We start from the raw sequence: 26,970 nt of genomic DNA, 5'->3' as shown, positions 1-26,970 counted from the left end.
ATGTTCGCCATCGACCGCTCCTCGCCCATCGCCCTGTTCCAGCAGATCGAGGCCGCATTGCGCCAGCAGATCGCGCAACGCGTCCTGCCCGGCGGGACCAGGCTGCCGTCGATCCGCCAGCTTGCCACGCAGCTCGCGGTGAGCACCAACACCGTGGTGGTGGCGTATGACAGGCTGGTGGCCGCAGGCGTCATCGATACGCACGGCACGACGGGCTTCTTCGTCTGCACGCCAGCTGACGCCGGCAGCGCCATTCCCGACGAGGTGGCGCTGGAAGCAGGCCAGGAGCAGGAGCCGGTCTGGCTGAGCCAGCAAGTGAACGACCAGCGTCCGGGCGTGATATTGGCCAGCAGCGGAGCCTTGCCGCCCACCTGGCTGCAGGATGCGCTGCCGGCGGCCGCCGTGCAGCGTGGCCTGGCGCGCAGCGCGGCCGGCATGGCCTCGCGCTGTCCGCCGCAAGGGCTGGCCGAACTGCGCGAGCAGATCGCGCTGCTGTTGCGCGGCATCGGCGTCGCCGCGGACGCCAGCCACATCCTCACCACGTTCGGCGGCACCCATGCAATCGATCTGATCTGCCGCACGTTTTTGCAGCCCGGCGATACGGTGCTGGTGGAAGACCCCGGATATTTCCTGATGTTCGGCAGGCTGCGCCAGGACGGCGTGCGCCTGGTGCCCATCAGGCGCCGCCCCGATGGCCTCGACCTGGACGAGCTGGAAGCGGCCTGCCGCGCGCACCGTCCGCGCCTGCTGTTTGTGCAGACGGCCTTGCACAACCCCACCGGGTGGAGCAGCAGCGCCGCCAACCTGCACAAGGTGCTGATCATGGCGCAGCAGCATGGCTTCCTGATCGCCGAAGACGACGTGCACGGCCATTTTCAGCCCGGCCACAGCACGCGGCTGGCATCGCTGTCCGGACTGGACGGTGTGATCTACTACTCCAGCCTGTGCAAGGCGCTGAGCCCGGCCCTGCGCATGGGCTACCTGGCCGCGGCGCCCGCCTTGCTCAAGCTGCTGATGCGCACCAAGATCCACGCCATCATGACTTTGCCTGCGCTGAACGAATACGTTTTGCTGGAAGTGCTCAAGGCCGGCAACCTGCGCAAGCACCTGGAGCGGCTGCAACGCAAGATCATGGTGGCGCGCAACGCCAGCACGCGGCAATTGAGCGCGGCCGGCGTGCTGTTCGAGCAACCCGGCGACGCCGGCATTTTCCTGTGGGGCAGCATGCCCGAAGGGCTGGACGTGGACTTGCTGGTGCAGGACGCCTACCGCAACAAGATCCTGCTGATGCGCGGCGCCGCGTTCTCGGCCAACGACACGCCCGACCAGCACATCCGCTTCAACGTCGCCTTCAGCCAGTATCCCCGCGTGAGCGCCTACCTTGAAGAGCGCCTGCGCGCGGTGGCTGGCGCACGCTCAAGCCTGGCCCGCGCCAGCGGCGCCGCCAGCCTCGGCGGCAAGCCCTGAGCATGGTCTGCGCCTTTCCTTGTCATTTATTGATATTCTGGAGGGGCTCTTTTTTCGTCAGCGTGTCAATTTGGTATGCCGCCCCCCCGTCGCCGGGACGGCGCACCGGTTGCCCATTCCACTTTCACCAGGGAAACAAGGAAGCGCCATGAACAAACAGATCATCCTCAACCTGCCCGTGAAGGACCTGGAGAAATCCAGGGCCTTCTTTTCCGCCCTCGGCTTTACCTTCAATTCCCGCTTCAGCGGCGAGAACGCGGCCTTCATGAACATCGTCGACGACACCATCCAGGCCATGCTGACGACCGAAACCTTCTTCCAGTCCCTGATCGGCAAACCGGTGGCGAAGGCAAAAGAGGCCAATGAAGTGGTCATTTGCCTCAGTTGCGAAAGTCGGGAAGAGGTGGACAGCCTGATCGCCAGGGCCAAGGCCGCCGGTGGCCGCATACCGCATCCGCCGGAAGACCATGGTTTCATGTACGACCAGGGCTTCGAGGATATCGATGGCCACCTGTGGAACCTGGTCTGGACGGCGCCGGAAGCCTGACGCGCCGAGCAAGCGGAACAGGCCGTATCAGTTTTTCGTGCGCACCTGGCGCACGTGGTTTTCCAGTTCGCTGAACGAGGGGCGTTCCGTGGCGGAAATGACCTTGCGGCCGAATTCCACGGCCAGCGCCGGCGCATAGCCGTTCAGGCTGGCCAGCAAGGTCACTTTCACGCACTGATACATCTTTGCCGTTTCATGGTGCTTGCGGCGCAGCAAGCTGGCCAGCGGCGCGATGAAGCCGTAGGCCAGCAGGATGCCGATGAAGGTGCCCACCAGCGCCTGCGCGATCAGCACGCCCAGCTCGGCCGGCGGCAAGCCGACGGAGGCCATCGTGTGTACGACGCCCATCACGGCGGCCACGATGCCGAAGGCGGGCATGGCGTCGGCCAGCTGCGAAATCGTCTGGATCGGCATTTCCGCATCTTCATGGTGCGTCTCGATCTCGTTATCCATCAGGTTTTCGATCTGATAAGCATCCATATTGCCCGACACCATCAGGCGCAGATAATCGGTAATGAATTCCAGGATGTGCTCGTCACCGAGCGTGTACGGGTATTTCACGAAGATGGGGCTGCGGTACGGGTCGTCGATATCGTCCTCGACCGACATCAAGCCTTCCTTGCGGATCTTGCTGAGGATTTCATACATCAGCCCCATCAGTTCCATATAGCGGGCCTTCGTGTATTGCGAGCCGTGGAACAGGGTGGGGATGGCCGCGAACGTGGCGCGGATGGCCTTGGCGTCGTTGCCGACAAAGAAGGTGCCCAGCGCCGCGCCGCCGATCATCAGCAGTTCCAGCGGCTGGAACAGGGCCGCCAAATGGCCGCCCTGCATGGCGAAGCCGCCGAAGACGGAAAACAGCACGACGAGAAATCCGAGTATGACTAGCAAAACCTACTCCTTCATAATATTGCCATATCGCAATATTGTAGTGTAACCCGATTTGCCTGCGGTAGCCGCGTCCGGCTGCAGCTGCTGGATGAGAAAATTGATAAAAGCGCGCACTTTGGCGGGCAATTGGTGACGGCTCGGATAATAGGCGTACAGGTCGGCCGGCGCCAGCGCGTAATCGTCCAGCACAACGCGCAGGCGGCCGCTGTCGAGGTAGCGGGCCAGGTCCCATTCCGAGCGCAGCAGGATGCCGTGCCCGTCCAGGGCCCAGCCCAGCACCACGTCGCCATCGTTGCTGGCCACCGTGCCGCGCACCTTCACAGTGTGGGTGGCACGCCCTTTGCTCAAGCGCCAGATGCCGTAGGCGTCATCGTTTTGCCGGTGCACGATGCAGCGGTGCTGCGCCAGCTCGTCCGGGGTGCGCGGCGTGCCGTGTGCCTGCAGGTAGGTGGGCGAGGCGCACAGGAAGCGCCGGTTCGACATGATCTTGCGGGCCGACAAACGCGTGTCGGGCAAGTCGCCGAAGCGGATGCCCAGGTCGTACGCCTGCTCGACCAGGTTGATGGGGCTGTCCGTCAGTTGCAGCTGCACTTCCAGCTGCGGGTGGCGCAGGGCGAATTGCGACAGCAGGGGCGCGATCACCGTGCGGCCGAAACCCAAGGTGGCATTCACGCGCAGCAACCCCTTGGGTTCGGCGCTGCCGCTAGCCAGCGACTCTTCCATGGCGCGGATATCGTCGAGGATCTGCCGCGCCTGCTGCAGATAACTTTCGCCGTCGCCCGTCAGGCTGATGCGCCGCGTGCTGCGGTTCAGCAGGCGCACGCCCAGGCGCTGCTCCATCAGCTGCAGGCGCTTGCTGACGGCGGGCGGCGTGATGCCCAGCTCGCGCGCCGTGGCCGACAGGCTGCCCAGCTTGGCCAGCAGCACAAAGAAGGCCATTTCCGTGGTGGCGTCGCTTTTCATTATTAACTTCAAGTGAAAAATGGTTTAAATTGCTATCAATTATACGATTACGTATCGCGGTTAAGCTGGCGTCACCATTCAAACACAGGAGACCCGCATGAAAATCGTCGAGATCCGCGAAAAGACCATCCCCATCTCTTCCCCCATCCGCAACGCCTACATCGATTTCACCATGATGACGTTAAGCCTGGTGGCCGTCGTCACGGATGTGATGCGCGACGGCAAGCCCGTCGTCGGCTACGGCTTCAATTCGAATGGCCGCTACGGCCAGGGCATGCTGATGCGCGAGCGCTTCATCCCCCGCATCCTCGACGCCGATCCCGCTTCGCTCGTCACGGCGGATGGAAGCAATTTCGACCCGCACAAGGTGTGGGATTGCATGTACACCAATGAAAAGCCGGGCGGTCACGGCGAGCGCTCGGTGGCCATCGGCACCATCGACATGGCCATCTGGGACGCCGTGGCGAAGATCGAGAACAAGCCCCTGTTCCAGCTGCTGGCCGAGCGCCACGGCACGGGCGTGCCGGACAAAAAAGTGTTCGTGTATGCGGCCGGCGGCTATTACTACCCGGGCCAGAGCCTGTCCGCCCTGCAGGACGAGATGCGCAGCTATATCGACCGCGGCTACACGGTGGTCAAGAAGAAGATCGGCGGCGCTTCGCTGGACGAAGACTTGCGCCGCATCGACGCCATCATGGACGTGCTGCAGGATGGGCAAAAGCTGTGCGTGGATGCCAACGGCCGTTTCGACCTCGACACGTCGATCGCCTACGCCAAGGCGCTGCGCCAGTACGACCTGTTCTGGTATGAAGAGGCGGGCGATCCGCTCGACTTCGAGTTGCAAGCGACCTTGCGCAGCTATTACGACAAGCCGATGGCGACGGGCGAGAACCTGTTTTCCATGCAGGATGCACGCAACCTGATCCGCTACGGCGGCATGCGCGCCGACCGCGACTGGCTGCAGTTCGACTGCGCCCTCAGCTACGGCCTGGTGGAATACCTGCGCACCCTGGACATGCTGCAGCAGCACGGCTGGTCGCGCAGCCGCTGCATCCCGCATGGCGGCCACCAGATGTCCCTGAATATCGCGGCAGGGCTGGGCCTGGGCGGCAATGAATCGTATCCGGACCTGTTCCAGCCCTTCGGCGGCTTCCCCGACGGCGTGCGCGTCGAAAACGGCCACATCACCATGCCGGACCTGGTCGGCATCGGCTTCGAGGGCAAGGCGAACCTGTATGCGGAAATGCGCGCGCTGAGCGGGCTGTAGGCTCAGGCCGGCGCCTGGCGTTTCATCTGCGCGGCGGGGCTGCTCTTCTCCCAGCGGAACAGCCACATGATGATCAGCTTGGTCGTGGCGCTGACGCAGGCCAGCAGCAGCAGGGGCCAGCCTGTCGATAATCCCATGACGCAGGCAAAGAAGATGGTGCTGGCATCCATGGCGAGGATGAACTGGCTCATTTTCAGGGACACGGCGCCCGTCTTGCCCGAGCGCCAGATCAAGCGGATCTGGTGCGCGTAGCCCTGCGCCAGCAGCACGGTGACGGCGACGAGCAGGCCTTGCGAGATTACGCGCTTTTCATCGCTGAAGGTGGGGCCGAAGGCCAGCCCCGCCATGCCCGCGCCCAGCAGCAGCGCGCAGGCCAGCAGCGCATGGCGCGATGTCAAGCTGCGGCGGTCGCGGTGGATTTCATACAGGATGGCCAGCGCGATCAGCGAGGCGACCAGGCGGGGCCAGACGATGTAGTGGTTGAACGGCGTGATCGAGTAGCCGTACACAAAGAACGCGCAATACGCGAGGAAGCTGACGGTGAACTGGTTGATGGACAGGATGTCGGTCGTCTTGCCGGCGCCGATGCCGGCATCGCGCTTGCGCTGCCAGATTTTTTGCAGCTGCGACCACAGCCCGTACAGGCTGACGACGATGAAGAGGGAATTGAGGCTGCCGGCAAGGGCGTACAGGGAAGGGGGCTGCAAGGTATCTCCTGGGAAAGCCAAGGCGCCGTTGCCGTGACAGGCCGCCTTGTCTATACATTTTATTTTGGCAATATGCTCTCATGAAATAAATTAGCAGGCAAGCAATGATTGCGCCGTCGGGGCCTGTTGCCGCGGCACTTGCCTGAACGTACCTGTTCCTGCGCTTGGCCCTATAATTGCGGCATGACTTTCTTATCACATCGTGCCCGCTCCGTGCTGGGCAGTATCGGCAAAATGGCCGTTTCCCTGATTCTCCTGTTGACCGCACTGTGGGGCGCGCTGGCGCTGTGGTACCAGTTGTCCGGCGGCACGGCCGCGCAAGCCATCGGCGCGCTGCTGTGGGGCGCGCTGGGCGTGGCCAGCATCGCGCTGTGGTGGACGCGCGGCGATGCGCGCGTGCTGCTGCCATATGCGGCCGGTTTTCTCCTGCTGCTCCTGTGGTGGAGCCTCATCACGCCGAAACAGCAGCGCGTGTGGGCCGACGACGTGGCGCGCAACGTCACGGGCACGGTCAAGGGCAGCACCGTTACGCTGGACAATGTGCGCAATTTCGACTGGCGCAGCGACGACGACTACACGGTCAAGTGGGAACAGCGCAGCTACGACCTCGACGAGCTGCGCACGGTGGACACGGCGCTGTCGTACTGGACGGGGCCGTACATTGCGCACACCCTGATTTCGTTCGGCTTTGCCGACGGGCGCTTTTTGACGTTTTCCATCGAAATCCGCAAGGAAAAGGGCGAGAGCTTTTCCGCCATCGGCGGTTTCTTCAAGCATTTCGAGATGAGCCTGATCGCCGCCGACGAGCGCGACATCCTGCGCGTGCGCACGAATGCCCGGGGCGAGGACATGCATCTGTACCGCGTGATGATGCCCAAGGCGGCCATGCGCTCGCTGTTCCTCGCCTACCTGGACGAAGCGCAATCGCTGAAGAACCAGCCGCAGTTCTACAACACCCTGACGGCCAACTGCACCACCATCGTCTTCGAGATGGTGCGCCGCATCGTGCCGGGCCTGCCGCTCGACTACCGGCTGATGGCTTCGGGCTACCTGGACCGCTACCTGTTCGACGTCAAGGGCCTGGTGCCCGGCCAGACCTTCCAGCAGCTGCGCGATGGCGGCCACGTCACGGCGCGCGCGCGGGCGGCCAACGACGACGCGGACTTTTCGCATGCGATCCGTCGCGGCATGCCGGGCTACGATGAAACGGGCCACCCGAAGCTGCAAATGCCCAGGCAGTAATCAACTTGCAGCACAACGTCCAACCAAACCGTAGCGAGCGGAAGGAAGAGGTGGTCGAGAAGCGGAACTGTACTTTAGTACAGTGAGCATCGCAGGCCGCCTATGCCGACGCGCAGTAGGCTTGGTTGGGCGTTATCTGTCATTGCTTTATACTGTCGCTATCCCGACCGGCCGCACATTGCGGCCGGTCTCACTTCATGACTAAATAATAAGAAGGCCCGCTATGCCATTTTCCTCACTGGGTCTGATTCCCGCCCTGGTCCGCGCCGTCGACAAGGCCGGCTATGCCGCGCCGACGGCCATCCAGGCGGCCGCCATTCCCGCCATCCTGCGCGGCAGCGACGTGCTGGGCGCGGCGCAGACGGGTTCCGGCAAGACGGCCGCCTATGCGCTGCCGCTGCTGCAGGCGCTGATGGCGCCCGTTTCCGGCCCGCGCCAGGTGCGCGCGCTGATCCTCGTGCCCACGCGCGAGCTGGCGGCGCAGGTGGGGCAGACGGTGCACGCGCTGGCCAAGCCGCTGCCGATCAAACTGAAGATTTCCGTGCTGTTCGGCGGCGTGTCGATCAATCCGCAGATGATGGACTTGCGCGGCGGCGCCGATATCGTCGTCGCCACGCCGGGCCGCCTGCTGGATCTGGTGCGCCAGAATGCCGTCAAACTGGGCGGCGTGTCGCTGTTCGTCCTGGATGAAGCCGACCGTTTGCTCGACATGGGTTTCAGCGAAGAAATCAACGCCATCCTGGCGCTGCTGCCCAAGCAGCGGCAAAACCTGTTCTTCTCCGCCACCTTCCCCGAGAACGTGCAGGCGCTGGCCGACGGCCTGCTCCGGGAACCCGTGCGCATCGAAGTGGCGTCCGAACCGCAGGACAAGCCCGACATCGTGCAGCGCGCCATCACGGTGGACGTGCCGCGCCGCACGCAGCTGCTGCGCTACCTGATCCTGCAGCAGCAGTGGGAGCGCGTGCTGGTATTCGTCGCCACCAAGTACGCGGCCGAACACGTGGCCGACAAGCTGCAGCGCGCGGGCCTGCACGTGGGCGCCTTCCACGGCGAATTCAGCCAGGGCACGCGCAGCCAGCTGCTGGCCGACTTCAAGGCGTGCCGCTTGCAGGTGCTGGTGGCCACCGACGTGGCCGCGCGCGGCATCGACATCGCCGGCTTGCCGGCCGTCGTCAACTATGACTTGCCCCGTTCGGCCGTCGACTACACGCATCGCATCGGCCGCACGGGCCGCGCCGGCGAAAGCGGCACGGCCATCAGTTTCGTGACGGCCGATACGGAAGCGCATTTCCGCCTGATCGAAAACCGCAACGACTTGCGCATTGTGCGCGAAGTGGTGGCCGGTTTCGAGCCGACGGAACTGCCCGCGCCCGTGCATCCCGTCACCGATACGGTCAACGGCGGCGTAAAGGGCGCGCGCAAGAGCAAGAAGGACAAATTGCGCGAAGCCGCGGCCCTGGCGGCGAAGGCGGCCGAGGGCAATTAAATCCACCTTATGTGCGCTAGCCGCTTGAACGGCCACGTTTCCCGGACTAAGATTGTGTTTCTATAAAGCAAGGGGACGTGCATGCACAGGATCATGATCAAACGGGCGGCCGCTGCCGCCTGCCTCGCGGCGCTGGCCGCTTGCGCCGGCATGGGCGGCAACCATGGCACGTCCGGCATGCAGATGCCGGGCAAGGCGCCGGCCGATGCCGCCGTGGCCGCCACCTGGTACAACCCGCCCAGCGAATTTCCCGGTATTTGCCTGACCCAGTTCAAGGATGGCAGCCTGCGTTTCGACGGTGGTTTCGCCTTCTTCAATCCAGGCCGCTGGGCCTACGATGCGGCCACGTCCGAACTGCGTTTGCAGCTGGCGCCGACCCCATCGCTGGAACTGGCGCACGCGCAAACGGTGCTGCACCAGAACCTGCTGAGGGTTGAGGCGGCCAGGAACACGCTGGTGTACGCCGTGAAAGCCGATACGCAGGCCATCGGCCTGGGCGGCTTTGTGTTTTACCGCGACACGCCGTGTCCGGCACGGCGCGGATAAATGCCGGATAAGTGCCATAGAGGAATATTTAGTCGTATAATTTCAAGGCAGGCTGGCTGCCGCGCAAGACTCTCCTGCGCGGCAAATCCCCCCTCCAGGCAAGCTCCGATATCGCCGCGGCGATGAGAGGATGGTCCGATGGATGTGCACGATGAGCATGGTATGCCAGGGACTGTGGCGGCGGACGCCGTGGCGCCGCCGCGCACCTTGCTGCTGGTCGATGACGAGCCGAATATCCTCGCTTCCCTGAAGCGCCTGCTGCGGCGCGACGGCTACCATATTTTGACGGCCGCCAGCGGCCAGGAAGGGCTGGAAGTGCTGGCCAGCCATGCCGTCGACGTCATCGTGTCGGACCAGCGCATGCCCGGCATGCTGGGCGCCGACTTCCTGCGCAAGGCCAAGTTGCTGTGTCCACAGACCATCCGCATCATGCTGTCGGGCTATACCGAATTGCAGGCCGTCACGGACGCCGTCAACGAGGGCGCCATCTTCAAGTTTCTTACCAAGCCCTGGGAAGACCATCAGCTGCGCGAGCATATCGCCGAAGCGTTTCGCCTGAAGGGCATCGACGACGACAATGTGCGCCTCAATGCCCAGCTGCGCGACGTCAACCAGGCGCTGGCCGCGGCCAATGCCGCCATGCAGGCGCTGGTGTGTCAGCAGCAGCACCAGATCAGCCGCGATGAAGTCAGCCTGGGCATCGCGCGCGAAGTGCTGCAATTCCTGCCGCTGCCCGTGATCGGGCTCGACGAGGACGGCATGATCGCCTTCATCAACGGGGCGGCCGCGAACCTGTTCGAACGGGGCGCGGCCTTGCTGGGCAACGAGGCGGCGATCGTCTTGCCGCAGCTGTTCGACGGGCAGGGCACGCCCCGCCTGGCCGCCATCGATGGCCAGCCGTATGTCGTGGCCGTCCATCCGATGGGCTTGCATTCGCGCTCGCGCGGCAGCCTGGTCACCCTGAGTCGTCATGGAGCAGGTACATGAGTATAAGCGTGAGTACAAGCGGACGCGAGATTTCCATGGAGCAGGCGCAGGAAGGCATGGTGCTGGCGCAAGCCTTGAATGACGCCAGCGGCGCCGTGCTGCTGGCCCAGGGCGCCACCCTGACGGCGGCGAACTTGACGGCCTTGCGCAGGCGCAATGTGGAGCGCTGCCACGTCGTCATGGACGAGGAGCCGGACCCCGCCGCGCAGGCGCATGCCGAGCAGGAACGGGCGCGCCGCCTGGAGCGGCTGGCCGTGCTGTTCCGCGCCACGCCGCCCGATTCCGCGGGGGCGGAACTGCTGGCGCTGCTGCAGCGCTACCGCCAAGGGGGCGCGGTATGACACGCCTCAGTTTTGAACATATCATCCGCCAGATACAGGAACTGCCCTCGCTGCCCGTGGTGGTGCTGGAACTGCTGTCGAGTATGGACCAGGACGATACGGACGTGCATGTGCTGGCGCAAAAGATCGAACTGGACCAGGCCCTGGCGGCAAAGACCTTGCGCATCGCCAACTCCTCGTTCTACGGCATGCAATCGAAGGTCACCAGCATTCCGCAAGCCGTTTCCGTGCTGGGCTTTCACAGCATCCGCACCGTCGTCACGGCTTGCGCCCTGACGGGCAGCTTCGCGCCCGTCAGCGGCGGCTTCGATTTCCAGGCGTTCTGGCGCCACTCGCTGGCCACGGCCATCGCCGCGCGCCTGCTGGCGCCGCACTTGCGCGTCAATCCGGAAACGGCGTTCACGGCGGGACTGCTGCACGACCTGGGCACCCTGGTGCTGGTGACGCGCTTCCCGGCCGAGCACGCGCTCGTGCGCAGCCACCGCCAGGCGCAGGATTGCCAGATGGCCGAGGCGGAACTGGCCGTCATCGGCATCGATCACGCGCAGGTGGGCAGTGCCCTGGCCGCCTACTGGAAGTTTCCCGCCGCGATACAGCAGGCGGTGGCCGACCACCATGCCATCGACCGCCTGGACGCGGGCGGCTTGCCGCTGGCCGTGCACCTGGCCAATGCCGTCGCCCTGGCGCTCGACCTGGCCGGCGTCGACGATGCGCTGGTGCCGCCCCTGTCGCCCACGGGCTGGCGCAGCGTCGCCCTGGACGAGCCGGCCTGGCTGGCGCTGCTGCGGCAAACGGAACACACCTTCGATGAAATGTCGCGGATCATGCTGGCATGAACAGGACAGAGGCCATGGACACAGAAGCAGGGCAGGCACTGCCGGCCAAGCCGGAACGCCGCAAGACCGATTCCATCGCGCTGTCGGCGTTTTTCGACGGCCATCCCGTGGCCACGTTCGCCATCGACACGGACCACGTGATCACGCACTGGAACAGCGCCTGCGAACAGTTGACGGGCTTCACGGCCGCCGAGATGGTCGGCACGCGGGACCACTGGAAGGCGTTTTATCCGCAGCCGCGCGCCTGCCTGGCCGACTTGCTGGTGGCCGACGATATCGCATTCGGCGAAAATGAACTCTATCTTGGCAAGCTGAAGCGCTCTTCCGTGATCCCCGGCGCCTACGAAGCCGAGGATTTCTTTGCCGACATCGGCCCCGACGGCCATTGGCTGCATTTCACGGCGGCGCCCCTGCGCGACCGCCAGGGCTGCCTGGTGGGCGCCATCGAAACCCTGCGCGACGTCAGCGAGCGGCGCCTGGCGGAACTGGCGCTGCGCAAGGCGCACGACAACCTGGAACACCTGGTGGCCAAGCGCACGGCCCAGCTGGCTGCAATGAACGAGCGCCTGGCCGACGATATCCGCCAGCGCCAGATCGCCGATCTGGAGTTGCGCGAGCGCAACCTGGCCCTGACGGAATTGAACAGCAAGCTGTCGCTGGCCCAGCAAAAGCTGCTGCAGTCGGAAAAGCTGGCGTCGATCGGCCAGCTGGCCGCCGGCGTGGCGCACGAGATCAACAATCCCATCGGCTATGTGTTTTCCAACGTCGGCACGCTGGAAGGCTACCTGGACGACCTGTTTTCCATGCTGGACGCCTATGAGGAAGCGGAACCGGCCGTCGCCGACCCCGTGGTGGCGGCGCGCCTGCGGGCGCTGCGCGAACAGATCGACCTGGATTTCCTGCGCACCGACATACCGATGCTGATGGGCGAATCGAAGGAAGGCATTGCGCGCGTGCGCCGCATCGTGCAGGACCTGAAGGACTTTTCGCGCACGGACGCGCACCAGGAGTGGGTCTGGGCCGACTTGCGCCAGGGCATCGATACCACGCTCAATATCGTGAACAACGAGGTCAAGTACAAGGCCGACGTGGTGCGCGAATATGCCGACATTCCCGATATCGAATGCCAGCCTTCCGAGCTGAACCAGGTGATCATGAACCTGGTCGTCAACGGGGCCCACGCCATGGGCGAGGCGCGCGGACGCATCACCCTGCGCACGGGCAGCGACAACGCCACGGAAGTGTGGATCGAGGTCGAGGACACGGGCGGCGGCATCGCGCCCGAACACCTGTCGCGCATCTTCGACCCCTTCTTCACCACCAAGGCCGTCGGCAAGGGCACGGGGCTGGGCCTGTCGCTGGCCTACACGACGGTGCAGAAACACCACGGCCGCATCGACGTGCGCAGCGTCATCGGCCGCGGCACCACCTTCCGCATCACCTTGCCCGTGCGCCAGGCGCAGGCCGTGGCACCATGACCGAACAGGACAGCATGAGCACCAGCACCGCGGCCGCGCCGCCACCCACCATCCTGTGCGTCGACGACGAACCGAATATCCTGTCGTCGCTGCGCCGCCTGTTCCGTCCGCACGGCTACCGCGTGCTGACGGCCGAGAGCGGCGCGGCCGGCCTGGCCCTGCTCGACAGCGAGACGGTGGACCTGGTCATCTCCGACATGCGCATGCCGCACATGGATGGCGCGCAATTCCTGGCCCAAGTGCGCCGGCGCTGGCCCGGCACCATGCGCTTGCTGCTGACCGGCTATGCCGACATCCAGTCCATCCTCGACGCCATCAACCAGGGCGAGATCTACCGCTACGTGACCAAGCCCTGGGACGAGAACGATATCGTGCTGGTGGTGCGCCACGCGCTGGAACGGCGCGCGCTGGAAGAGGAAAAACGGCGGCTGGAAGCGCTGACGGCCAGCCAGAACGTGGAACTGCAGGCGCTCAACGCCAGCCTGGAAGCGAAGGTGGCCACGCGCACGCAGCAGCTGAAACTGTCGCACGACGAGGTGCAGGCGGCCAACGAGCGCCTGAAGGCCACGTTCGTGACGACCATCAAGGTGTTTTCCAACCTGATCGAGATGCGCGGCGGCAAGCTGGCTGGCCATGCGCGGCGGGTGGCGGAGCTGTCGCGCAAGCTGGCGCAGGCGCTGGGCCTGGAAGGGCAGGAAGCGCGCGACGTGTTCATCGCGGCCCTGCTCAAGGATATTGGCAAGCTCAGCTTGAGCGACGATGTGCTGGAATTGCCGGCCAGCGCCTGGACGGGCGAGCAGCTGGCCGCGTTCCGCAAGCATCCGCTGCGCGCTGAACAGCTGCTGATGGCGCTGGAGGAATTGCGCGCCGTCTCCGTGATCCTGCGCTCGCAGCTCGAGCGCTTCGACGGCGGCGGCTTTCCCGATGGCCTGGTGGGCCTGGCCATTCCGCTGGGCGCGCGCATCCTGGCGCTGGCGTCCGATTACGACGGCTTGCAGATCGGCGCCATGGTGCAGCGCAGCCTGCGCGCCGACGAGGCCCGCAGCCTGATCTACGACAGCGTCGGCAAGCGCTACGACCCGGCCGTGGTGGCCGCCTTCCGCGGCATCATGGAAGAGACGGAACCACCGGCGCGCGACCTGACGGTGCTGTCGGGCCAGCTGGAGCCGGGCATGGTGCTGTCGCGCGACCTGATCAGCCGCGACGGCCTGATGCTGCTGGCGGCCGAACACGTGCTGACGGCCCGCGTGATCAGCCAGCTGCTCGACTTCGAAAGCAAGAATGGCGGGCGCCTGAGCATCCGCGTGTACGCGCCGCCGAAAGATGCCTAGGCGTTCGTGGCGCCCGGCGGCTGCAGCGGCAGGTGCACGGTAAAGCGCGTGCCGCGGCCCACTTCCGAGGCCACGTCGATGCGTCCGCCGTGCTTGTTGACGATGCCGTACGACAGCGACAGGCCCAGGCCCGTGCCGCTGCCCACGGCCTTGGTGGTGAAGAATGGCTCGAAGATGCGGTTCAGGTGCTCGGGCGCGATGCCGGCGCCCGTGTCGCCGATTTCCACCCATACCCAGTCGTCCGCGTGACCGGTGCGGATGCTGATCACGCCGTCGCTGCCGATGGCCTGGCCCGCGTTGACGAGCAGGTTCATGAAGACCTGGTTCAGCTGCGAGGCCAGGCATAGTATCGGCGGCAGCTCGCCATAGTGTTTCTCGATGCGCGCCTTGTATTTCAATTCGTTGGCGACGATGTTCAGGGTGCTGTCCAGGCCCGCATGCAGGCTGGCCACTTGCCAGTCCGTCTCGCCCACGTGGGAAAAATCCTTCAGCGCCTGCACGATGTCGCGCACGCGTTTGAGGCCATCCATCGATTCGCGCACCAGGTCGCCGATGTCGTCCTGCAGGAAGGCCAGGTCGGCCTGCGCGCGCACCTGGGCCACCCTGTCTGCCAGGGCGGGGCCGTCGAGCGGCTCGTGCATTGCCGCCTCGTATTGCGCGATGACGTCGAACAGGGTGGCGACATAGCCTTGCAGCGAACTCATGTTCGAATTGACGAAGCCGATCGGGTTATTGATTTCATGCGCGATGCCGGCCGCCAGCTGGCCGATGGACGCCATCTTTTCCGATTGCAGCAGCTGGTCGTGCGCTTCCTGCAACTTGCTGATCAGTAGTTGCTGCTCTTCGCCGCGCGCCTGCAGCATCGCTTCCATGCGTTTGCGTTCCGTGATGTCCGTCAGCGAGCCGATCACCTCGAACGGCACGCCGTGCTCGTCGCGCACGAGGCGCAGGCTGTCGTGCATCCACAGATAGCTGCCGTCGCGCACGCGAAAACGGTATTCATAGGCGCGCGCGCCTTCGACGAAGATCTGCGCCAGGCTGGAAAAGATGCCGGGCGCATCGTCGGGGTGGATGTGGTCGAACCAGAAATTGGGGTCGGCCACCATTTCCTCGGGCTGGTAGCCCAGTACATTGAGGGCATTGTTGCTGACGAACGTCATCTTGAAGTCGCCGCTGGGCACGGTGCAATAGATGATGGAGGGGGTATTGTCGAGCAGGTATTGCAGGCGCACGGCCGTGGCGGCCGAGGCGTCATCGCCAGGCGCCGACCCGGCATGCCGGCCGGTATCGGGAGTGGAAAGGTCGAAATCCTCGAACTGCATCGTCACACCTCGCTGCCTGCACGGCCTTGATGTCATCCCCGCTCGATTATGCCTGATTCTGCCTGCCCTGGGCCGCCAGCGGCGCGCTCAGGGGGCCAGCGGCTGCTCGACGATCGCCATGCGCCGCGCGATGCGCTGCGCCGCCTGCGTATCGCCCGCCTGTTCGGCGCGCAGGCGCTGCACGCCCAGCCACGCCAGCAGCGGACGGCGCCAGCCCTGGTCCGAGGCCGTGGCGACGGCCGTATCGAGCAGCTCCGGCGTGGCGCGGCTGGCGCGCAGCAGCACGCCGGCCGCCACCAGCTGCGACAGCGGGTCCTTGATGGCGGCCACGGCGCTGGCGGCGGCCGTGTCCGAGCCGGCGCCGGCGGCCGCCCGCTGCGCTTCCGGCAGCAGGGCGACGTCGGCCGTTTGCGCCTTGCCGGCCAGCCAGGCCGCATACGCGCGGTCGGCGGCTGTCGCGTCGGCTTGCAGGGCGTCAAAGCCGGCGCAGTCCTCGAAGGCCAGGCTGGCCACGCGCGTGGCGCAGCGCAGCAGTTCGATGCGCGCCACGAGTTCGAGCTTGCCCGTGCCGGCCACCTGGCTGCGGGCGCGCCGGAATTCCGTCTGTTCGACGAGGGCGTTGCCACTCAGGTAAGCCGCTTGAAACCGTTCGACGGAACTTTGCGCATTCATTTTCCAGTCCGGCACGGGCGGGCCGCTGGAGCAGGCGGCCAGCGCGGCGGACAACAGCGCGGCCAGGGCAGGCCGGAGGATATTGATATTTATCATGGCAGTTTGATCTCCGGATTGCGCTTGAATGGCCACTTGCGGTTGATTTCATTGACCAGCTGCTCGACCTTGCGCAGATTGCTTTCCACGTCCGCGCGCAGCGGGCCCAGGTCGGCCGTGGCCGCCTTGGCGTTGGCGCCCACGGCTTGCGCCTCGACCAGCACGGCGTCGACTTTTTTCAGGCTGTTGCGCGTGTCGGCCAGCAGGGCGTTCAGCTGCACGATGGTTGCCTGCGCATCCGTCATCACGCCCTTGTCGCCGAAGACGCGCGTATCGGCATTGGCCACCAGGCCATCCGTGCGGCGCGCCAGCTGGTCGGCCGTGACCAGCAGGGCGTTGGCCCGCTCGATCAGCAGGCGCGACTGCTTGTCGTCGCCCGTCAGCAAGCCCATGGCCCCGCCCGGACCGCTCAGCTTGCCCGTCACGGCCTGCACGTTGCGCATGGTGCCGTCGAGCGCGGAATCGCTGCCCGTCAGGTTGCCCAGGTTGTTCAGCAAGTCCTTGGCGGCGGCCAGCAGGCGGGGGATTTCCGCCGCCATGTCGCCCACCAGCAAGTCGCGCGTGGCGTCGTCAGGCAGGGGAGGGTCCGTCAGGATGCCGCTGTAGGCGCGCAACTTGGCGCCGCCCACGATGCCCCGTTCCAGGGTGAAGATGGAGCTAGTGCGCAGCCAGTGCGCATCTTTGCGCGGCACGTCGATGATGACGCGCGCGCGCCCGTCCGGCGCCAGCTCGATGCGCTGCACGCGGCCGATGGGAAAGCCGGAAAAGGTCAGGTCGGCGCCCACGCCGACGCCGTCCGAATCGTCGGCCGTCAGCACCAGCGTCTGCGTCGCTTCGAAGGCGCCGCGCGCATACATCAGGTAGACGACGGAGCCGACCACCAGCACGAACATGAAGACGAGCAAAATGGCCGCCTTCAGTTCCGCGTGGCGCACGGGCGGCGGGGCGGGCAGGACGGCATCTTGCGCGACACCGGCGGGCGCCGTCACGTCGACCTGGTCGGGATTTTGGGGTTGGCTCATGGCTTCTGGCTCTCGTTTGGGTGGTTCGGGGATGGCTGGCGGCGGCGGGCGGGGCATCAGTAGTAATTGCCCATCAGCGAAGCCACTTCGACCAGCAGGATGACGGAAAACAGGCGCAGCATTTCAGACAGGCCATGCGCGGCCCACAGGCGGTTGCGCCGGCCGTGCGGCTCGTCCGGATAGTAGGACGAGGCCAGCGGGATCAGGGCCACGGCAAAGCTGAAGAAGATGACCTTGAGCATCAGGATCAGGGCCACGGCCGGATTGAAGATCTGTCCCACGACGCGCGTATAACCCTGCAGCGCCCACGGCGTAAAACCGTAGATGGTGATGTAGGCGAGGATCAGCGACGTGACGCAGCTGACGATGGCCAGCATCCACACGGCAAAGATGCCGGACATGACGCGTGGAAAGTATTCGCGGCGCAGCAGGTCGACGCCCTGGCGCTGCATGGTATCGAGCATGCCGGAAGAGCGCATTTGCGCAAACGCAATGCCGTCGGGCAAAGTCAGGCGCAGCGCGACGAACAGGGCGGCCGTCAGTGGGATCAGTTCCAGCACCAGCACGCGCACCACCATTTCCAGCGCATAGCGCGACAGGCCATAGCTTTGCGCGCTGACGACGACGATGCGGATGAGCACCAGGCTGACGAGCGCGCAGGCGACGCTGAACCACACGAGGTTCGGCGCCGTGTTCGTCACGAGGCGGTGCGCGAGGATGGGGCGGTTGTCGCGGTTATAGCTCGACGGCGACAGGGCCAGCGAAAACACGAGGATGGCGAAATGCAGCATGCGCCACCAGCTGACCAGCCAGGCCATGGTGGCCCGGTGCAGGCGGCGCAGGCTGATGATGAGGGAGACGGATAGGGTCATCATGGCATCTTAACATCAGCCCGGCCCGGCAAGCACGGCTAGCGTGCGCGGCTATCCGAACAGGGCGAAGCCGGCCATCACGACCATCAGTACGGCGATGTATTGCATCGGAATCCAGAACAGGGTGTGGCGTTTGCGCAAGATGACTCTTTCCTGCGTGGCCGGGTCGATCAGTTCGCGTCCTGGCGCGTTGTTCAGGCGCACGCCCGCATACCAGCTGGCGGCGGCCGCCAGCAGGAAGGCCAGGGCCAGGGTCCACGTGTGGCTCTTCGTGTATTCCTCGCCCAGGGTGGCGCCAAACAGCGCTTGCGCAGCCACTACGACGATGAAACAGATCAGGGGGGCGAGTATGCCGAAGCCTTGCCAGATAAGCATAAAAATTCTCCAGTGGATTGAGGGAACCCGCGGCGGCGTGCCGGTGGCTGTGCCCGGCGGGGCTGCGGATTCTATCAGACTTATCAAAAAGAAAGTTTCTTATCGGCACTATTGTGCGCGGCTGTCATGCGGCGCTGGCGGTGGCCACGCTGGCGATGATGGCGTCGGCCGCCGCGCGCACGCGGGCAGAGCGGTTCAGGTCGGCATGCATGACGAGCCACACGTCGTAGCTTTCCGCCCGCTCGGGCCAGATGCGCACGAGCAGCGGGTCGATATCGCCCAGGTGGGTGGCCAGCTCGGCCACGCCCAGGCCCGCGCGCGTGGCTTCCTGCAGCATCGCCGCCGAGTTCACTTCCATGGCCACCCGGGCGTTGGCGACGGATTCGCCGGCGAGCTTTTCCGCGTGACGGGGCGCCACGGAATGGTGGTAGATGACGATGTCGTGTCCGGCCAGCGCCGTGCCGCGCACGGGTTCGCCCCGCTGCGCCAGGTAGCTTGTTGAGGCATACAGGCCCAGGCTGCGCTTGACCAGGTGGCGCGAGATCAGGTCCGGGTCGGTGGGACGCACGGCGCGCACGGCCAGGTCCGCTTCGCGTCGCGTCAGGCTGGCCAGCTGCGGCGCCACGTGCAGCACGATGCGGATGTCCGGGTGCGCCGCGTGCAGCCGCTGCATGGCGCGGATGACGAAGTGGCTGGCCATGGTGTCGGTGGTGGCCACGCGCACCAGGCCGGACAGGCGGTTGTCGACGCCCTGCATCTCGCGTTGCAGCTTGTCGGCCGCCCGTTCCATCGCTTCGGCCGCGTTCAAGGCCAGCTCGCCGGCCGGCGTGGGCACGTAGCCGGACGGCGTGCGCAGGAACAGGGTGGCGCCCAGCGAGCTTTCCAGCGCGGCCAGGCGGCGCCCGCACGTGGCCTGGTCGATGCGCAGCAGGGCGGCCGCACCGCGCAGGGTGCCGGCCCGGCCGATGGCGAGAAAGATGCGCGCGTTATCCCAGTCCATAAGCCCAATCCATGGTTTGTTTTCCTGTCGTTATTGTGATGCATTTTTGCATCATGGTGCCGATTTTATACCTGTTTACTGCATTCCTCAACACTCGCATAATGACTGCCCCCCGTCCCTGCAAGGAAATACCATGCCTGCCCCCACACCACTCCTGCTGACCCTGGCGTTCGGCTTCGTCATGGCCATGCTCGACGTCACGGCCGTCAACGTGGCGCTGTCCGATATCGCGCTGGACCTGGCCATACCGCTGACGGGCCTGGTGTGGGTGGTCGATGGCTACACCTTGACGTTTGCCGCGCTGCTGCTGGCCGGCGGCGCGCTGGCCGACCGCTACGGGCCGAAAGCCGTGTACCAGGGCGGCCTGGGCGTCTTCATTCTCGGTTCGGTGCTGTGCGGCGCCGCGCCCGACGGGCATTTTCTGACGGCCGCGCGCCTGCTGCAGGGCGCGGGCGCGGCCCTGTTCATGCCCAGTTCGCTCAGCCTGCTGACGCACAGCTTTGAAGACGAGCGCGAACGCACGCGCATGCTGGGCGCCTGGTCGGCGCTGGTGGGCGTGGCTGGCGCGTCCGGCCCCCTGATCGGCGGCATCCTTGTGCACCAGTTCGGCTGGCGCAGCGTGTTCTGGGTGAATGTGCCGCTGGGCGTGCTGGCCATCGTCATGGCGCAGCTGTTGCTGGCCGCGCCGGCGCGCCAGCCGCGCGATCTATCGCTGTTCAGCCATGCGCTGGGCGTGGCGGCGCTGGCGGGCCTCAGTTTCGTGCTGATCGAAGGTCCCGTGCTGGGCTGGCTGTCGCCGGGCGTGCTGGCGGCGGGGGCCTTGACGGTGCTGTCCGCCGGGCAATTGCTGCGGCGCGAGCGCAGCGGCAGCCACCCGCTGTTGCCGCGTGCACTGTTTCACAGCAGCAGCTTTGGCGCGGCCAATGGTGTGGGTTTTTTGATCAATTTCTGCGTGTTCGGCCAGCTGTTCTTGTTGAGCTTGTTTCTGCAGCAGTCGGGCGGCGCCGATGCCTTGCAGTCGGGCTTGCGCCTGCTGCCCATGATGGCGGCCTATACGGTGGGAAATTTTATGGCGGGAAGTATTGCGGCGCGTCATGGCACGCGCTTGCCCATGCTGCTAGGCTTGCTGGTAGGCGCTGGCATGGCCTTGCTGCTGATGGCCTTGCGTCCCGGCACGCCCTATTTCCTGCTGGCGCTGGGCACGGCCGTGATGAACGTGGCCATCGGCATCGCCATTCCCGCCATGACGGCCACCGTGATGGGGGTGGCCGGCAAGCAGCATGCGAACAGCGCGGCGGCGGCCTTGAATGCGAACCGGCAAATCGGCGCGCTGGTGGGCGTGGCCCTGATCGGCAGCATCCTGCACATGGTGCCAGACTGGTCGCTGCGTCTGCCGCTGGCATACGCGACGATCGCCGTCGCGTATGGCCTGGCGGCGGGCCTCGTCTACCGCCACGTGCATTTGCCGAAGGCCGTGGCCGCCTGAAGGCTGGCCTGACGGCTTATTGCCCGCGCGTGCTGCGCCACTCCACCAGTTCTTCGATGGTCAGGATCGGCATGCCGTGCAGTTCGGCGAAGCGCTCGATATCGTCGCCGCGCATCATGGTGCCGTCCGGGTTCATCAGTTCGCACAGCACGGCGGCCGGATTCAGGCCCGCCATGCGCGACAGGTCGACGGAGCCTTCCGTGTGGCCACGACGCTCGAGCACGCCACCGGGCGCGGCGCGCAGGGGGAAGACGTGGCCAGGACGCACCAGGTCGGCGGGCTTGGCGTTCGGCGCGATGGCCGCGCGGATGGTGGTCACGCGGTCGGCGGCCGACACGCCCGTCGTGACGCCGTCGCGCGCCTCGATGGAGACCGTGAACGGCGTGCCGTAGCGGCTGCCGTTGTCGGACGACATGGGCGGCAATTCCAGCGCGCTGACAACGTCCGTCGGCAGGCACAGGCAGACGATGCCGCTGCATTCGCGGATCAGCAGGGCCATGGTTTCGTTCGTCAATTTTTCGGCCGACAGGATCAAATCGGCTTCGTTTTCACGGTCGAAATCGTCGAGCAGGATGACGGGAATGCCGGCGCGCATGGCGGCCAGGGCGGATTGGATGCGACCTTCCAGGTCATTGGAAAGCAGGGTATAGCTGTTGACTAACATGGTGAAACGCTCCTCGCATAGGCGAAAAACGCTGCAGGGCAAGCGAATAGACGCAACTGGCCGCATCGCCGTGGCGATGGGACATCACACTACTGCACATCTTCTTTCATCCGGACTATACCGTCGGCTCTGGAGTCTCACCAGATCTGCTGACCTCGCCAAGCGGTGCCTGGAAAGCGCTCGCGGGCTTGACCGTTGCCGGTCTTACCGCCGGTGGGGAATCGCACCCCGCCCCGAAGACGTTGTTGTGCCGGTCCACATGACCGGCGGCAACACTTTAGCACAATTGAAAAAAGATGGCAGGGCACTGTTGAGTTTGTCATTCGACAAAGTTGCCCGGGGAAAGCAGTTTTTCCTAAGCTGTTTTTAATGGCGGAAACAGGATTTCAGTGTAAGGTATGCCTACTGAATCTTACCGTTGAGAATACATGAAGCTGAGTAAATTACGCCTGATCTCGGGCGCCGTCTTGCTGGCGTGCGCCTGCATGGCCCAGGCAGAAATCCGTTTGAGCGATCCCTTGCCGCTGGCACCAGAAGTTACCGTCGGAAAATTGCCGAACGGCTTGACCTATTACATCAAGAAAAATGCCCGTCCCGCGCAAAAAGTGGAATTGCGCCTGGTGGTGAAAGCCGGTTCCATCCTGGAAGATGACGACCAGCAAGGCCTGGCCCACTTCACGGAACACATGGCCTTCAATGGCTCCACGCATTTCAAGCGCAATGAGCTAATTTCCTATTTGCAATCGATCGGCGTGAAGTTCGGCGCCGACTTGAACGCCTACACGAGTTTCGATGAAACCGTGTACGTGCTGCCGATTCCGACAAACAAGAAGGAAAACCTGGAAAAGGGTTTTCTCGTGCTGGAAGACTGGGCGCATGGCTTGAAATTCAATCCGGCCGACATCAACAGCGAGCGCGGCATCGTGCTGGAAGAGGCGCGCCTGGGCAAGGGCGCCAGCGACCGCATGAACAAGGTGCTGTATCCGAAACTGCTGAATGGTTCGCGCTATGCGGAACGCATGCCGATCGGCAAGGAATCCGTGCTGAAAACGTTCAAGCCGGAAGCCATCAAGCGTTTCTACAAGGATTGGTACCGTCCCGACCTGATGGCCGTCGTGGTGGTCGGCGACGTGGAGCCGAAACAGGCTGAAAAACTGATCCAGCAGCATTTCGGCAAGCTGAAGAACCCGGCGAAACCGCGTCCGCGCCTGTATGCGGAAGTGCCGCAGCGGGCGCAAACGGAAGCGCTGGTGATCACGGACAAGGAAGCGCCGGACGACGCGGTCTTCATCCGCTACCCGATCCGCGCCGCGCAGGAACCCGTCACGATTGCCGACTACCGCCGCCAGATGATCGAAAACCTGTACGGGCAAATGCTCAGCGCGCGCATGCAGGAGTTGACGCAGCAGGCGAACCCGCCGTTCATCCAGGGCGGCAGCAGCATGGGCAAGCTGGTGCGCGGCTATGAATCGTTCAGCGCGTATGCCTTGCTGGGCAAGGGCGGCGTGCAGCCGGCCGTCGATGCGCTGGTGCAGGAAGATGAGCGGGCGCGCCGCTTCGGTTTCAGCCAGGATGAGCTGGACCGCGCGCGCAAGAACATGCTGCGCAATTACGAGCGTGCGTACAGCGAACGCGACAAGTCCGATTCGAGCGGTTTCGTGGCCGAGTATTCGCGCAACTTCCTGGAGCAGGAAGCCATCCCCGGCATCGCCAATGAATTGCTGTACGCGCAGGAACTCTTGCCGCAGGTGACCTTGCAGGAAATCAACGAGACTGTGGCCAAGGTGATTCCCGACCAGCAAAAGAAACTGGTGGTCTTCATGGGCGCCGAGCCGAAAGCGGGCGATGCGGCCTCGGTGGTGCCGACGCAGCAGCAATTGCTCGACGCCGTGGCGAAAGCCGAGCAGCAAACCATCGAGCCGCGCACGGAAAAAGTGCTCGCCAGCAAGCTGATGGACGGCCCGCCGGCCGGCGGCAGCATCGTCGCGGAAAAGTTGAACAGCGCCATCGGCGTGACGGAACTGACCTTGGGCAATGGCGTGCGCGTGCTGCTCAAACCGACGGACTTCAAGAATGACCAGGTGCTGATGGGTTCGACCCGCTTCGGCGGCCAGTCGCTGTTCGGCGACGCCGACATCTACAACGCCCGCTACGCCAGCGCCGTGGTCGGCAGCATGGGTTTGAAAGACCTGGCGCCGCTGGACTTGCAAAAAGTGCTGGCCGGCAAGACGGTCAACGTGGGCGCTTCGCTGGGCGAGCTGAGCGAAGGCTTCGGCGGCTCGGCCAGCAGCGCCGACGTGGAAGCCATGCTGCAACTGGTGTATTTGTATTTCCACGACGTGCGCAAGGATGCGGGCCTGTACCAATCCTTCATCGGCAAGCAGCAGGACCTGGCGAAAAACAGCATGGCGCAGCCGGAAGCCGTGTTTTACGACGCCATCCAGCACGCCATGTTTGGCGACAACCCGCGCGTCGATGGCGTGCCGCGCGTGGCCGATTTCGACAAGGTGGGCCTGGACCGCTCGCTGGACATCTTCCGCCAGCGCTTTTCCAGCGCGCGCGACATGACCTTCATCTTCACGGGCAGCTTCGAGCTCGACAAGATCAAGCCGCTGATCGCCAGCTACCTGGGCACCTTGCCCGTGGCCGAGGTGCCGCACGCCTACCGCGACGTGGGCATGCGCCCGGTGACGGGCGTGGTCAAGAAGGATATCTACATGGGTAGCGAGCCGAAGAGCACGATTTCCATCACCTTCAATGGCGACGTGGCGTATTCGGACGAGCAAAAGCTGACCCTGCAGGCGCTGGGCGAGGTGCTGAACCTGAAAGTCATCGAAGTGCTGCGCGAAAAGATGAGCATGATCTATGGCGGCGGCTTCGAGACGTCCATGGGCCAGCATCCGTATGGCCATTATTCCGTGGCCCTGAACTTGCCGACGGGACCGGAAAACGTGGACAAGGTGATCGCCGCCGCGTTTGCCGAAATCAACAAGATGAAGACGGACGGGCCATCTGCGGCGGACCTGGAAAAGGTCAAGCTGAACTGGATCACGCGCCAGCAGAAATCCTTGCGGGAAAATAATTACTGGATGAACCAATTGATGGGTTCGGTAACGCAGGGTCGCGATCCCGCGTACCTGCTGCGCTACGAGCAGCGCGTGCGCGCCCTCACGCCGCAAGCCGTCAAACTGGCGGCGCAGCGCTACCTGGACATGCACAATTATGTACAGGTAGTACTGTATCCGGAACGCAAGAACGTTGCAGCCAAGTAAGCTTCATTGTCGAACTGCGGGAGCGGCAAGGTGGCGAAGCTGTTAAACTGCCGCTGATGGATGTGATCGCAATTTAACAAGCAAGGACTGTACGATGGCTAAGAAAGAAGAACTCGATCCGGAAACCCTGGAATTGATCAACTGGTGTATCGAGGTCGAAGGCTTCCTCGTGGCCGGCGGCGCCACTGTGGCGCAGGCGCAGGACCATATCGAAGAGCAGGTCGAGTGGTTCACCGACCAGTTCTACGACGGCTTGACGCCGGAAGAGGCGGCCAAGGAAGCCTTGGCCTGACCTGTCAGTCAGACTTCAGCAAGACATATGCGGGCGGTGCCTGCCGGGCATCAGCCTGGTAGCGCCGCCCGCTTTGCTTTTCTGAAAAGATTTCCACATGGAAATTGTTTATAATTCCACATTTTATTCTTTACCCAGGCTCCCATGACTCTCCGTTCGCGCATTCTCCTCCTGTGTTTCAGTACCTTGCTGGGCATCGTCCTCATCGCTTCCTTCTCCCTGTATTCGCTGCGCCAGACCATGATGGCGGAAAGGGTCGAGCAATTGACGGTGCTGGTGGAATTGGCCAATGCCTCGGTGGAAAAGGCGTATGCGCTGGAACAGTCGGGCAAGCTCACGCGTGAGCAGGCCCAGCAGCAGGCCAAGCTGGCCATCGGCAGCTTCGTCAAGGACGAAATGTATTATTTCGTGCGCGATTTCAGTACGGACTTGCTGTACGTCCACCCCAATCCTGCGCGCATCGGCACGCCGCAAAAGAACATGAAGCAGTCGGGCGACCGCTACCGCGTGGCCCTCGCCACCAGCCGCATCGGCCTGGTGCAGGCGGATGGCACGCGTCCCGGCGTGAAGGATCCGGTGGCAAAAATGTATGCCGTGGTGAAATTTGCGCCATGGGATTGGCTGATCGGCACGGGCACGTATATCGATGACATCAACCACAAGTTCTGGGCCCAGGCGGGCGTGCTGCTGGCCATCGGCGGCGCGCTGATGCTGGTGGTGGGCGCCCTGGCGGCCCTGATGCTGCGCCGCATCCTGGGTCAGCTCGGTGGCGAACCCGATTATGCAGCGGCCATCGTGGCGCAAATCGCCCAGGGCGATTTGACGACGCAGATCGATACGCGTCCCGGCGATACATCCAGTCTGTTGATGGCGATCAAGGCCATGCGCGATAACCTGGCGCACCTGGTGAGCCAGGTGCGCAACGATGCGGAATCCATTTCCACGGCATCGGGCGAGATCGCTTCCGGCAACCACGACCTGTCGGCGCGCACGGAGCAGCAGGCGGGTTCGCTGGAAGAAACGGCGTCGACCATGGAAGAAATGACCTCGACCGTGCGCCAGAATGCGGACAATGCGCGCCAGGCCAACCAGCTGGCCATTTCTGCCTCGCAAGTGGCGAGCCAGGCGGGCGGCGTGGTGAGCCAGGTGGTCGACACCATGGGCGCCATCAACGCCTCGTCGAAAAAGATCGGCGACATCATTGCCGTCATTGACGGCATCGCCTTCCAGACGAATATCCTGGCCCTGAATGCGGCCGTGGAAGCGGCGCGCGCGGGCGAGCAGGGCCGTGGTTTCGCTGTCGTCGCCAGCGAGGTGCGCAACCTGGCGCAGCGCTCGGCCGCCGCCGCCAAGGAAATCAAGCAATTGATCGACAGTTCCGCCGAGCAAGTGGGCGCCGGCGAAAAACTGGTGGCGCTGGCGGGCGAGACGATGGAAAAAGTTGTTTCCAGCGTGCAGCATGTGACCGATATCGTGGCCGAGATTTCCTCGGCCAGCGCCGAGCAGAGCGCCGGCATCGAACAGATCAACCAGGCCATCGTCGAGATGGACAACATGACGCAGCAAAACTCGGCCCTCGTCGAGCAGGCGTCGGCGGCGGCGCAGGCGATGAACGAGCAGGCGGCGGGGCTGGCGCAGATCGTCAGCGTGTTCAAGGTGGGCGCAGCGGCGCCGGCGGCGGCAGCGCTACAGCGCAGCGTGCCTGCGGCGCGGCGCCTGACGCGCTAAGCGCTTTTTTCTGTCATTGGGGAACTTAACCCCGGCTCACCTGTCCAACTTTCTTCGTCCGCAAGGGATGCACAGAAGAG

Annotated in this window: 25 protein-coding genes and 1 riboswitch; of the genes, 15 read left to right on the top strand and 10 right to left on the bottom strand. The window is 64.5% G+C overall.

Features of this window, described 5'->3' with window-relative positions; genetic code table 11:
* Together O3300_RS08265 and O3300_RS08260 are read left to right on the top strand one after the other, a co-directional pair.
* Window positions 1-1,467 (top strand): PLP-dependent aminotransferase family protein, encoded by a 1,467-nt coding sequence (locus tag O3300_RS08265; RefSeq protein ID WP_305052672.1) that lies wholly within the window; start codon window positions 1-3, stop codon window positions 1,465-1,467.
* Between the two features lie 148 nt (window positions 1,468-1,615).
* Window positions 1,616-2,014 (top strand): VOC family protein, encoded by a 399-nt coding sequence (locus O3300_RS08260; protein ID WP_305052671.1) that lies wholly within the window; start codon window positions 1,616-1,618, stop codon window positions 2,012-2,014.
* A 27-nt stretch (window positions 2,015-2,041) separates the two neighbouring features.
* Here the strand turns inward: O3300_RS08260 and motA are convergent, their stop codons facing one another.
* Together motA and O3300_RS08250 are read right to left on the bottom strand one after the other, a co-directional pair.
* The gene (gene motA, locus O3300_RS08255) at window positions 2,042-2,905 is read right to left on the bottom strand and encodes a flagellar motor stator protein MotA (RefSeq protein ID WP_077406831.1); all 864 of its coding nucleotides are present in this window, start codon (window positions 2,903-2,905) and stop codon (window positions 2,042-2,044) included.
* Window positions 2,906-2,908: 3 nt separating this feature from the next.
* Window positions 2,909-3,868 carry a LysR family transcriptional regulator gene (locus O3300_RS08250; RefSeq protein WP_305052670.1) on the bottom strand — a complete coding sequence of 320 codons (960 nt, stop codon included), beginning with the start codon at window positions 3,866-3,868 and terminating at the stop codon, window positions 2,909-2,911.
* A gap of 97 nt (window positions 3,869-3,965) precedes the next feature.
* Between O3300_RS08250 and O3300_RS08245 the strand changes: the two genes are divergently transcribed.
* The gene (locus O3300_RS08245) at window positions 3,966-5,135 is read left to right on the top strand and encodes a mandelate racemase/muconate lactonizing enzyme family protein (protein ID WP_305052669.1); all 1,170 of its coding nucleotides are present in this window, start codon (window positions 3,966-3,968) and stop codon (window positions 5,133-5,135) included.
* Between the two features lie 2 nt (window positions 5,136-5,137).
* On the opposite strand, the gene O3300_RS08240 is transcribed toward O3300_RS08245, so the two are convergent.
* The gene (locus tag O3300_RS08240; RefSeq protein ID WP_305052668.1) at window positions 5,138-5,842 is read right to left on the bottom strand and encodes a hypothetical protein; all 705 of its coding nucleotides are present in this window, start codon (window positions 5,840-5,842) and stop codon (window positions 5,138-5,140) included.
* Window positions 5,843-6,025: 183 nt separating this feature from the next.
* On the opposite strand from O3300_RS08240, the gene O3300_RS08235 reads away from it, so the two are divergent.
* The 8 genes from O3300_RS08235 (at window position 6,026) to O3300_RS08200 (ending at window position 14,089) form a co-directional block, all read left to right on the top strand.
* Window positions 6,026-7,084: a DUF4105 domain-containing protein gene (locus O3300_RS08235; protein WP_289916344.1), complete on the top strand. Its 1,059-nt coding sequence runs from the start codon at window positions 6,026-6,028 to the stop codon at window positions 7,082-7,084.
* 223 nt (window positions 7,085-7,307) lie between these two features.
* Window positions 7,308-8,570, top strand: coding sequence for a DEAD/DEAH box helicase (locus tag O3300_RS08230; protein ID WP_305052667.1), 1,263 nt, complete (start codon window positions 7,308-7,310; stop codon window positions 8,568-8,570).
* Between the two features lie 81 nt (window positions 8,571-8,651).
* Window positions 8,652-9,116, top strand: coding sequence for a hypothetical protein (locus O3300_RS08225; protein ID WP_305052666.1), 465 nt, complete (start codon window positions 8,652-8,654; stop codon window positions 9,114-9,116).
* Between the two features lie 162 nt (window positions 9,117-9,278).
* Window positions 9,279-10,103, top strand: coding sequence for a response regulator (locus O3300_RS08220; RefSeq protein WP_305052665.1), 825 nt, complete (start codon window positions 9,279-9,281; stop codon window positions 10,101-10,103).
* 8 nt (window positions 10,104-10,111) lie between these two features.
* A complete protein-coding gene (locus O3300_RS08215) occupies window positions 10,112-10,444 on the top strand; it encodes a hypothetical protein (protein ID WP_305052664.1) in 333 nt (110 codons plus the stop codon).
* Window positions 10,441-11,280 carry an HDOD domain-containing protein gene (locus O3300_RS08210; RefSeq protein WP_099667234.1) on the top strand — a complete coding sequence of 280 codons (840 nt, stop codon included), beginning with the start codon at window positions 10,441-10,443 and terminating at the stop codon, window positions 11,278-11,280. The genes O3300_RS08215 and O3300_RS08210 overlap by 4 nt, the downstream gene beginning before the upstream one ends.
* A gap of 14 nt (window positions 11,281-11,294) precedes the next feature.
* Window positions 11,295-12,758, top strand: a complete 1,464-nt coding sequence (locus O3300_RS08205; protein WP_305052663.1) for an ATP-binding protein — start codon at window positions 11,295-11,297, stop codon at window positions 12,756-12,758.
* Window positions 12,759-12,772: 14 nt separating this feature from the next.
* Window positions 12,773-14,089 carry an HD domain-containing phosphohydrolase gene (locus O3300_RS08200; protein WP_305052662.1) on the top strand — a complete coding sequence of 439 codons (1,317 nt, stop codon included), beginning with the start codon at window positions 12,773-12,775 and terminating at the stop codon, window positions 14,087-14,089.
* Here O3300_RS08200 and O3300_RS08195 read toward each other — a convergent pair.
* The 6 genes from O3300_RS08195 to O3300_RS08170 all read right to left on the bottom strand — a co-directional run bounded on the left by O3300_RS08195 (window position 14,086) and on the right by O3300_RS08170 (window position 19,448).
* Window positions 14,086-15,411 (bottom strand): ATP-binding protein, encoded by a 1,326-nt coding sequence (locus O3300_RS08195; protein ID WP_305053140.1) that lies wholly within the window; start codon window positions 15,409-15,411, stop codon window positions 14,086-14,088. The two genes, O3300_RS08200 and O3300_RS08195, sit on opposite strands and share 4 nt — an antisense overlap.
* An 87-nt stretch (window positions 15,412-15,498) precedes the next feature.
* Window positions 15,499-16,179, bottom strand: coding sequence for a hypothetical protein (locus tag O3300_RS08190; protein ID WP_305052661.1), 681 nt, complete (start codon window positions 16,177-16,179; stop codon window positions 15,499-15,501).
* Window positions 16,176-17,201, bottom strand: coding sequence for an MlaD family protein (locus O3300_RS08185; protein ID WP_099667239.1), 1,026 nt, complete (start codon window positions 17,199-17,201; stop codon window positions 16,176-16,178). The genes O3300_RS08190 and O3300_RS08185 overlap by 4 nt, the downstream gene beginning before the upstream one ends.
* Before the next feature lie 56 nt (window positions 17,202-17,257).
* Window positions 17,258-18,076 carry an MlaE family ABC transporter permease gene (locus tag O3300_RS08180; RefSeq protein WP_369811429.1) on the bottom strand — a complete coding sequence of 273 codons (819 nt, stop codon included), beginning with the start codon at window positions 18,074-18,076 and terminating at the stop codon, window positions 17,258-17,260.
* Window positions 18,077-18,124: 48 nt separating this feature from the next.
* Window positions 18,125-18,448, bottom strand: coding sequence for a hypothetical protein (locus tag O3300_RS08175; RefSeq protein ID WP_305052660.1), 324 nt, complete (start codon window positions 18,446-18,448; stop codon window positions 18,125-18,127).
* Between the two features lie 124 nt (window positions 18,449-18,572).
* On the bottom strand, window positions 18,573-19,448 hold the full coding sequence (locus O3300_RS08170; RefSeq protein WP_289910741.1) for a LysR family transcriptional regulator: 876 nt from the start codon (window positions 19,446-19,448) through the stop codon (window positions 18,573-18,575).
* A 133-nt stretch (window positions 19,449-19,581) separates the two neighbouring features.
* On the opposite strand from O3300_RS08170, the gene O3300_RS08165 reads away from it, so the two are divergent.
* A complete protein-coding gene (locus O3300_RS08165) occupies window positions 19,582-20,934 on the top strand; it encodes an MFS transporter (protein WP_305052659.1) in 1,353 nt (450 codons plus the stop codon).
* Window positions 20,935-20,950: 16 nt separating this feature from the next.
* Here the strand turns inward: O3300_RS08165 and ribB are convergent, their stop codons facing one another.
* Window positions 20,951-21,598 carry a 3,4-dihydroxy-2-butanone-4-phosphate synthase gene (ribB, locus tag O3300_RS08160; RefSeq protein WP_099667243.1) on the bottom strand — a complete coding sequence of 216 codons (648 nt, stop codon included), beginning with the start codon at window positions 21,596-21,598 and terminating at the stop codon, window positions 20,951-20,953.
* Window positions 21,599-21,692: 94 nt separating this feature from the next.
* Window positions 21,693-21,843, bottom strand: a riboswitch (FMN riboswitch).
* Window positions 21,844-22,026: 183 nt separating this feature from the next.
* Between ribB and O3300_RS08155 the strand changes: the two genes are divergently transcribed.
* From O3300_RS08155 to O3300_RS08145, 3 genes are all read left to right on the top strand, one after another.
* Window positions 22,027-24,870 (top strand): pitrilysin family protein, encoded by a 2,844-nt coding sequence (locus O3300_RS08155; protein WP_305052658.1) that lies wholly within the window; start codon window positions 22,027-22,029, stop codon window positions 24,868-24,870.
* Window positions 24,871-24,964: 94 nt separating this feature from the next.
* On the top strand, window positions 24,965-25,162 hold the full coding sequence (locus O3300_RS08150; RefSeq protein WP_010399555.1) for a hypothetical protein: 198 nt from the start codon (window positions 24,965-24,967) through the stop codon (window positions 25,160-25,162).
* A 144-nt stretch (window positions 25,163-25,306) separates the two neighbouring features.
* Window positions 25,307-26,890, top strand: coding sequence for a methyl-accepting chemotaxis protein (locus tag O3300_RS08145; protein WP_099667245.1), 1,584 nt, complete (start codon window positions 25,307-25,309; stop codon window positions 26,888-26,890).
* Window positions 26,891-26,970: the final 80 nt, after the last annotated feature.

The sequence above is a fragment of the Janthinobacterium sp. SUN206 genome (assembly GCF_030587305.1).
GTDB classification, from domain to species: domain Bacteria; phylum Pseudomonadota; class Gammaproteobacteria; order Burkholderiales; family Burkholderiaceae_D; genus Janthinobacterium; species Janthinobacterium kumbetense.
This window is presented reverse-complemented; position numbering and strand designations above follow the sequence as displayed.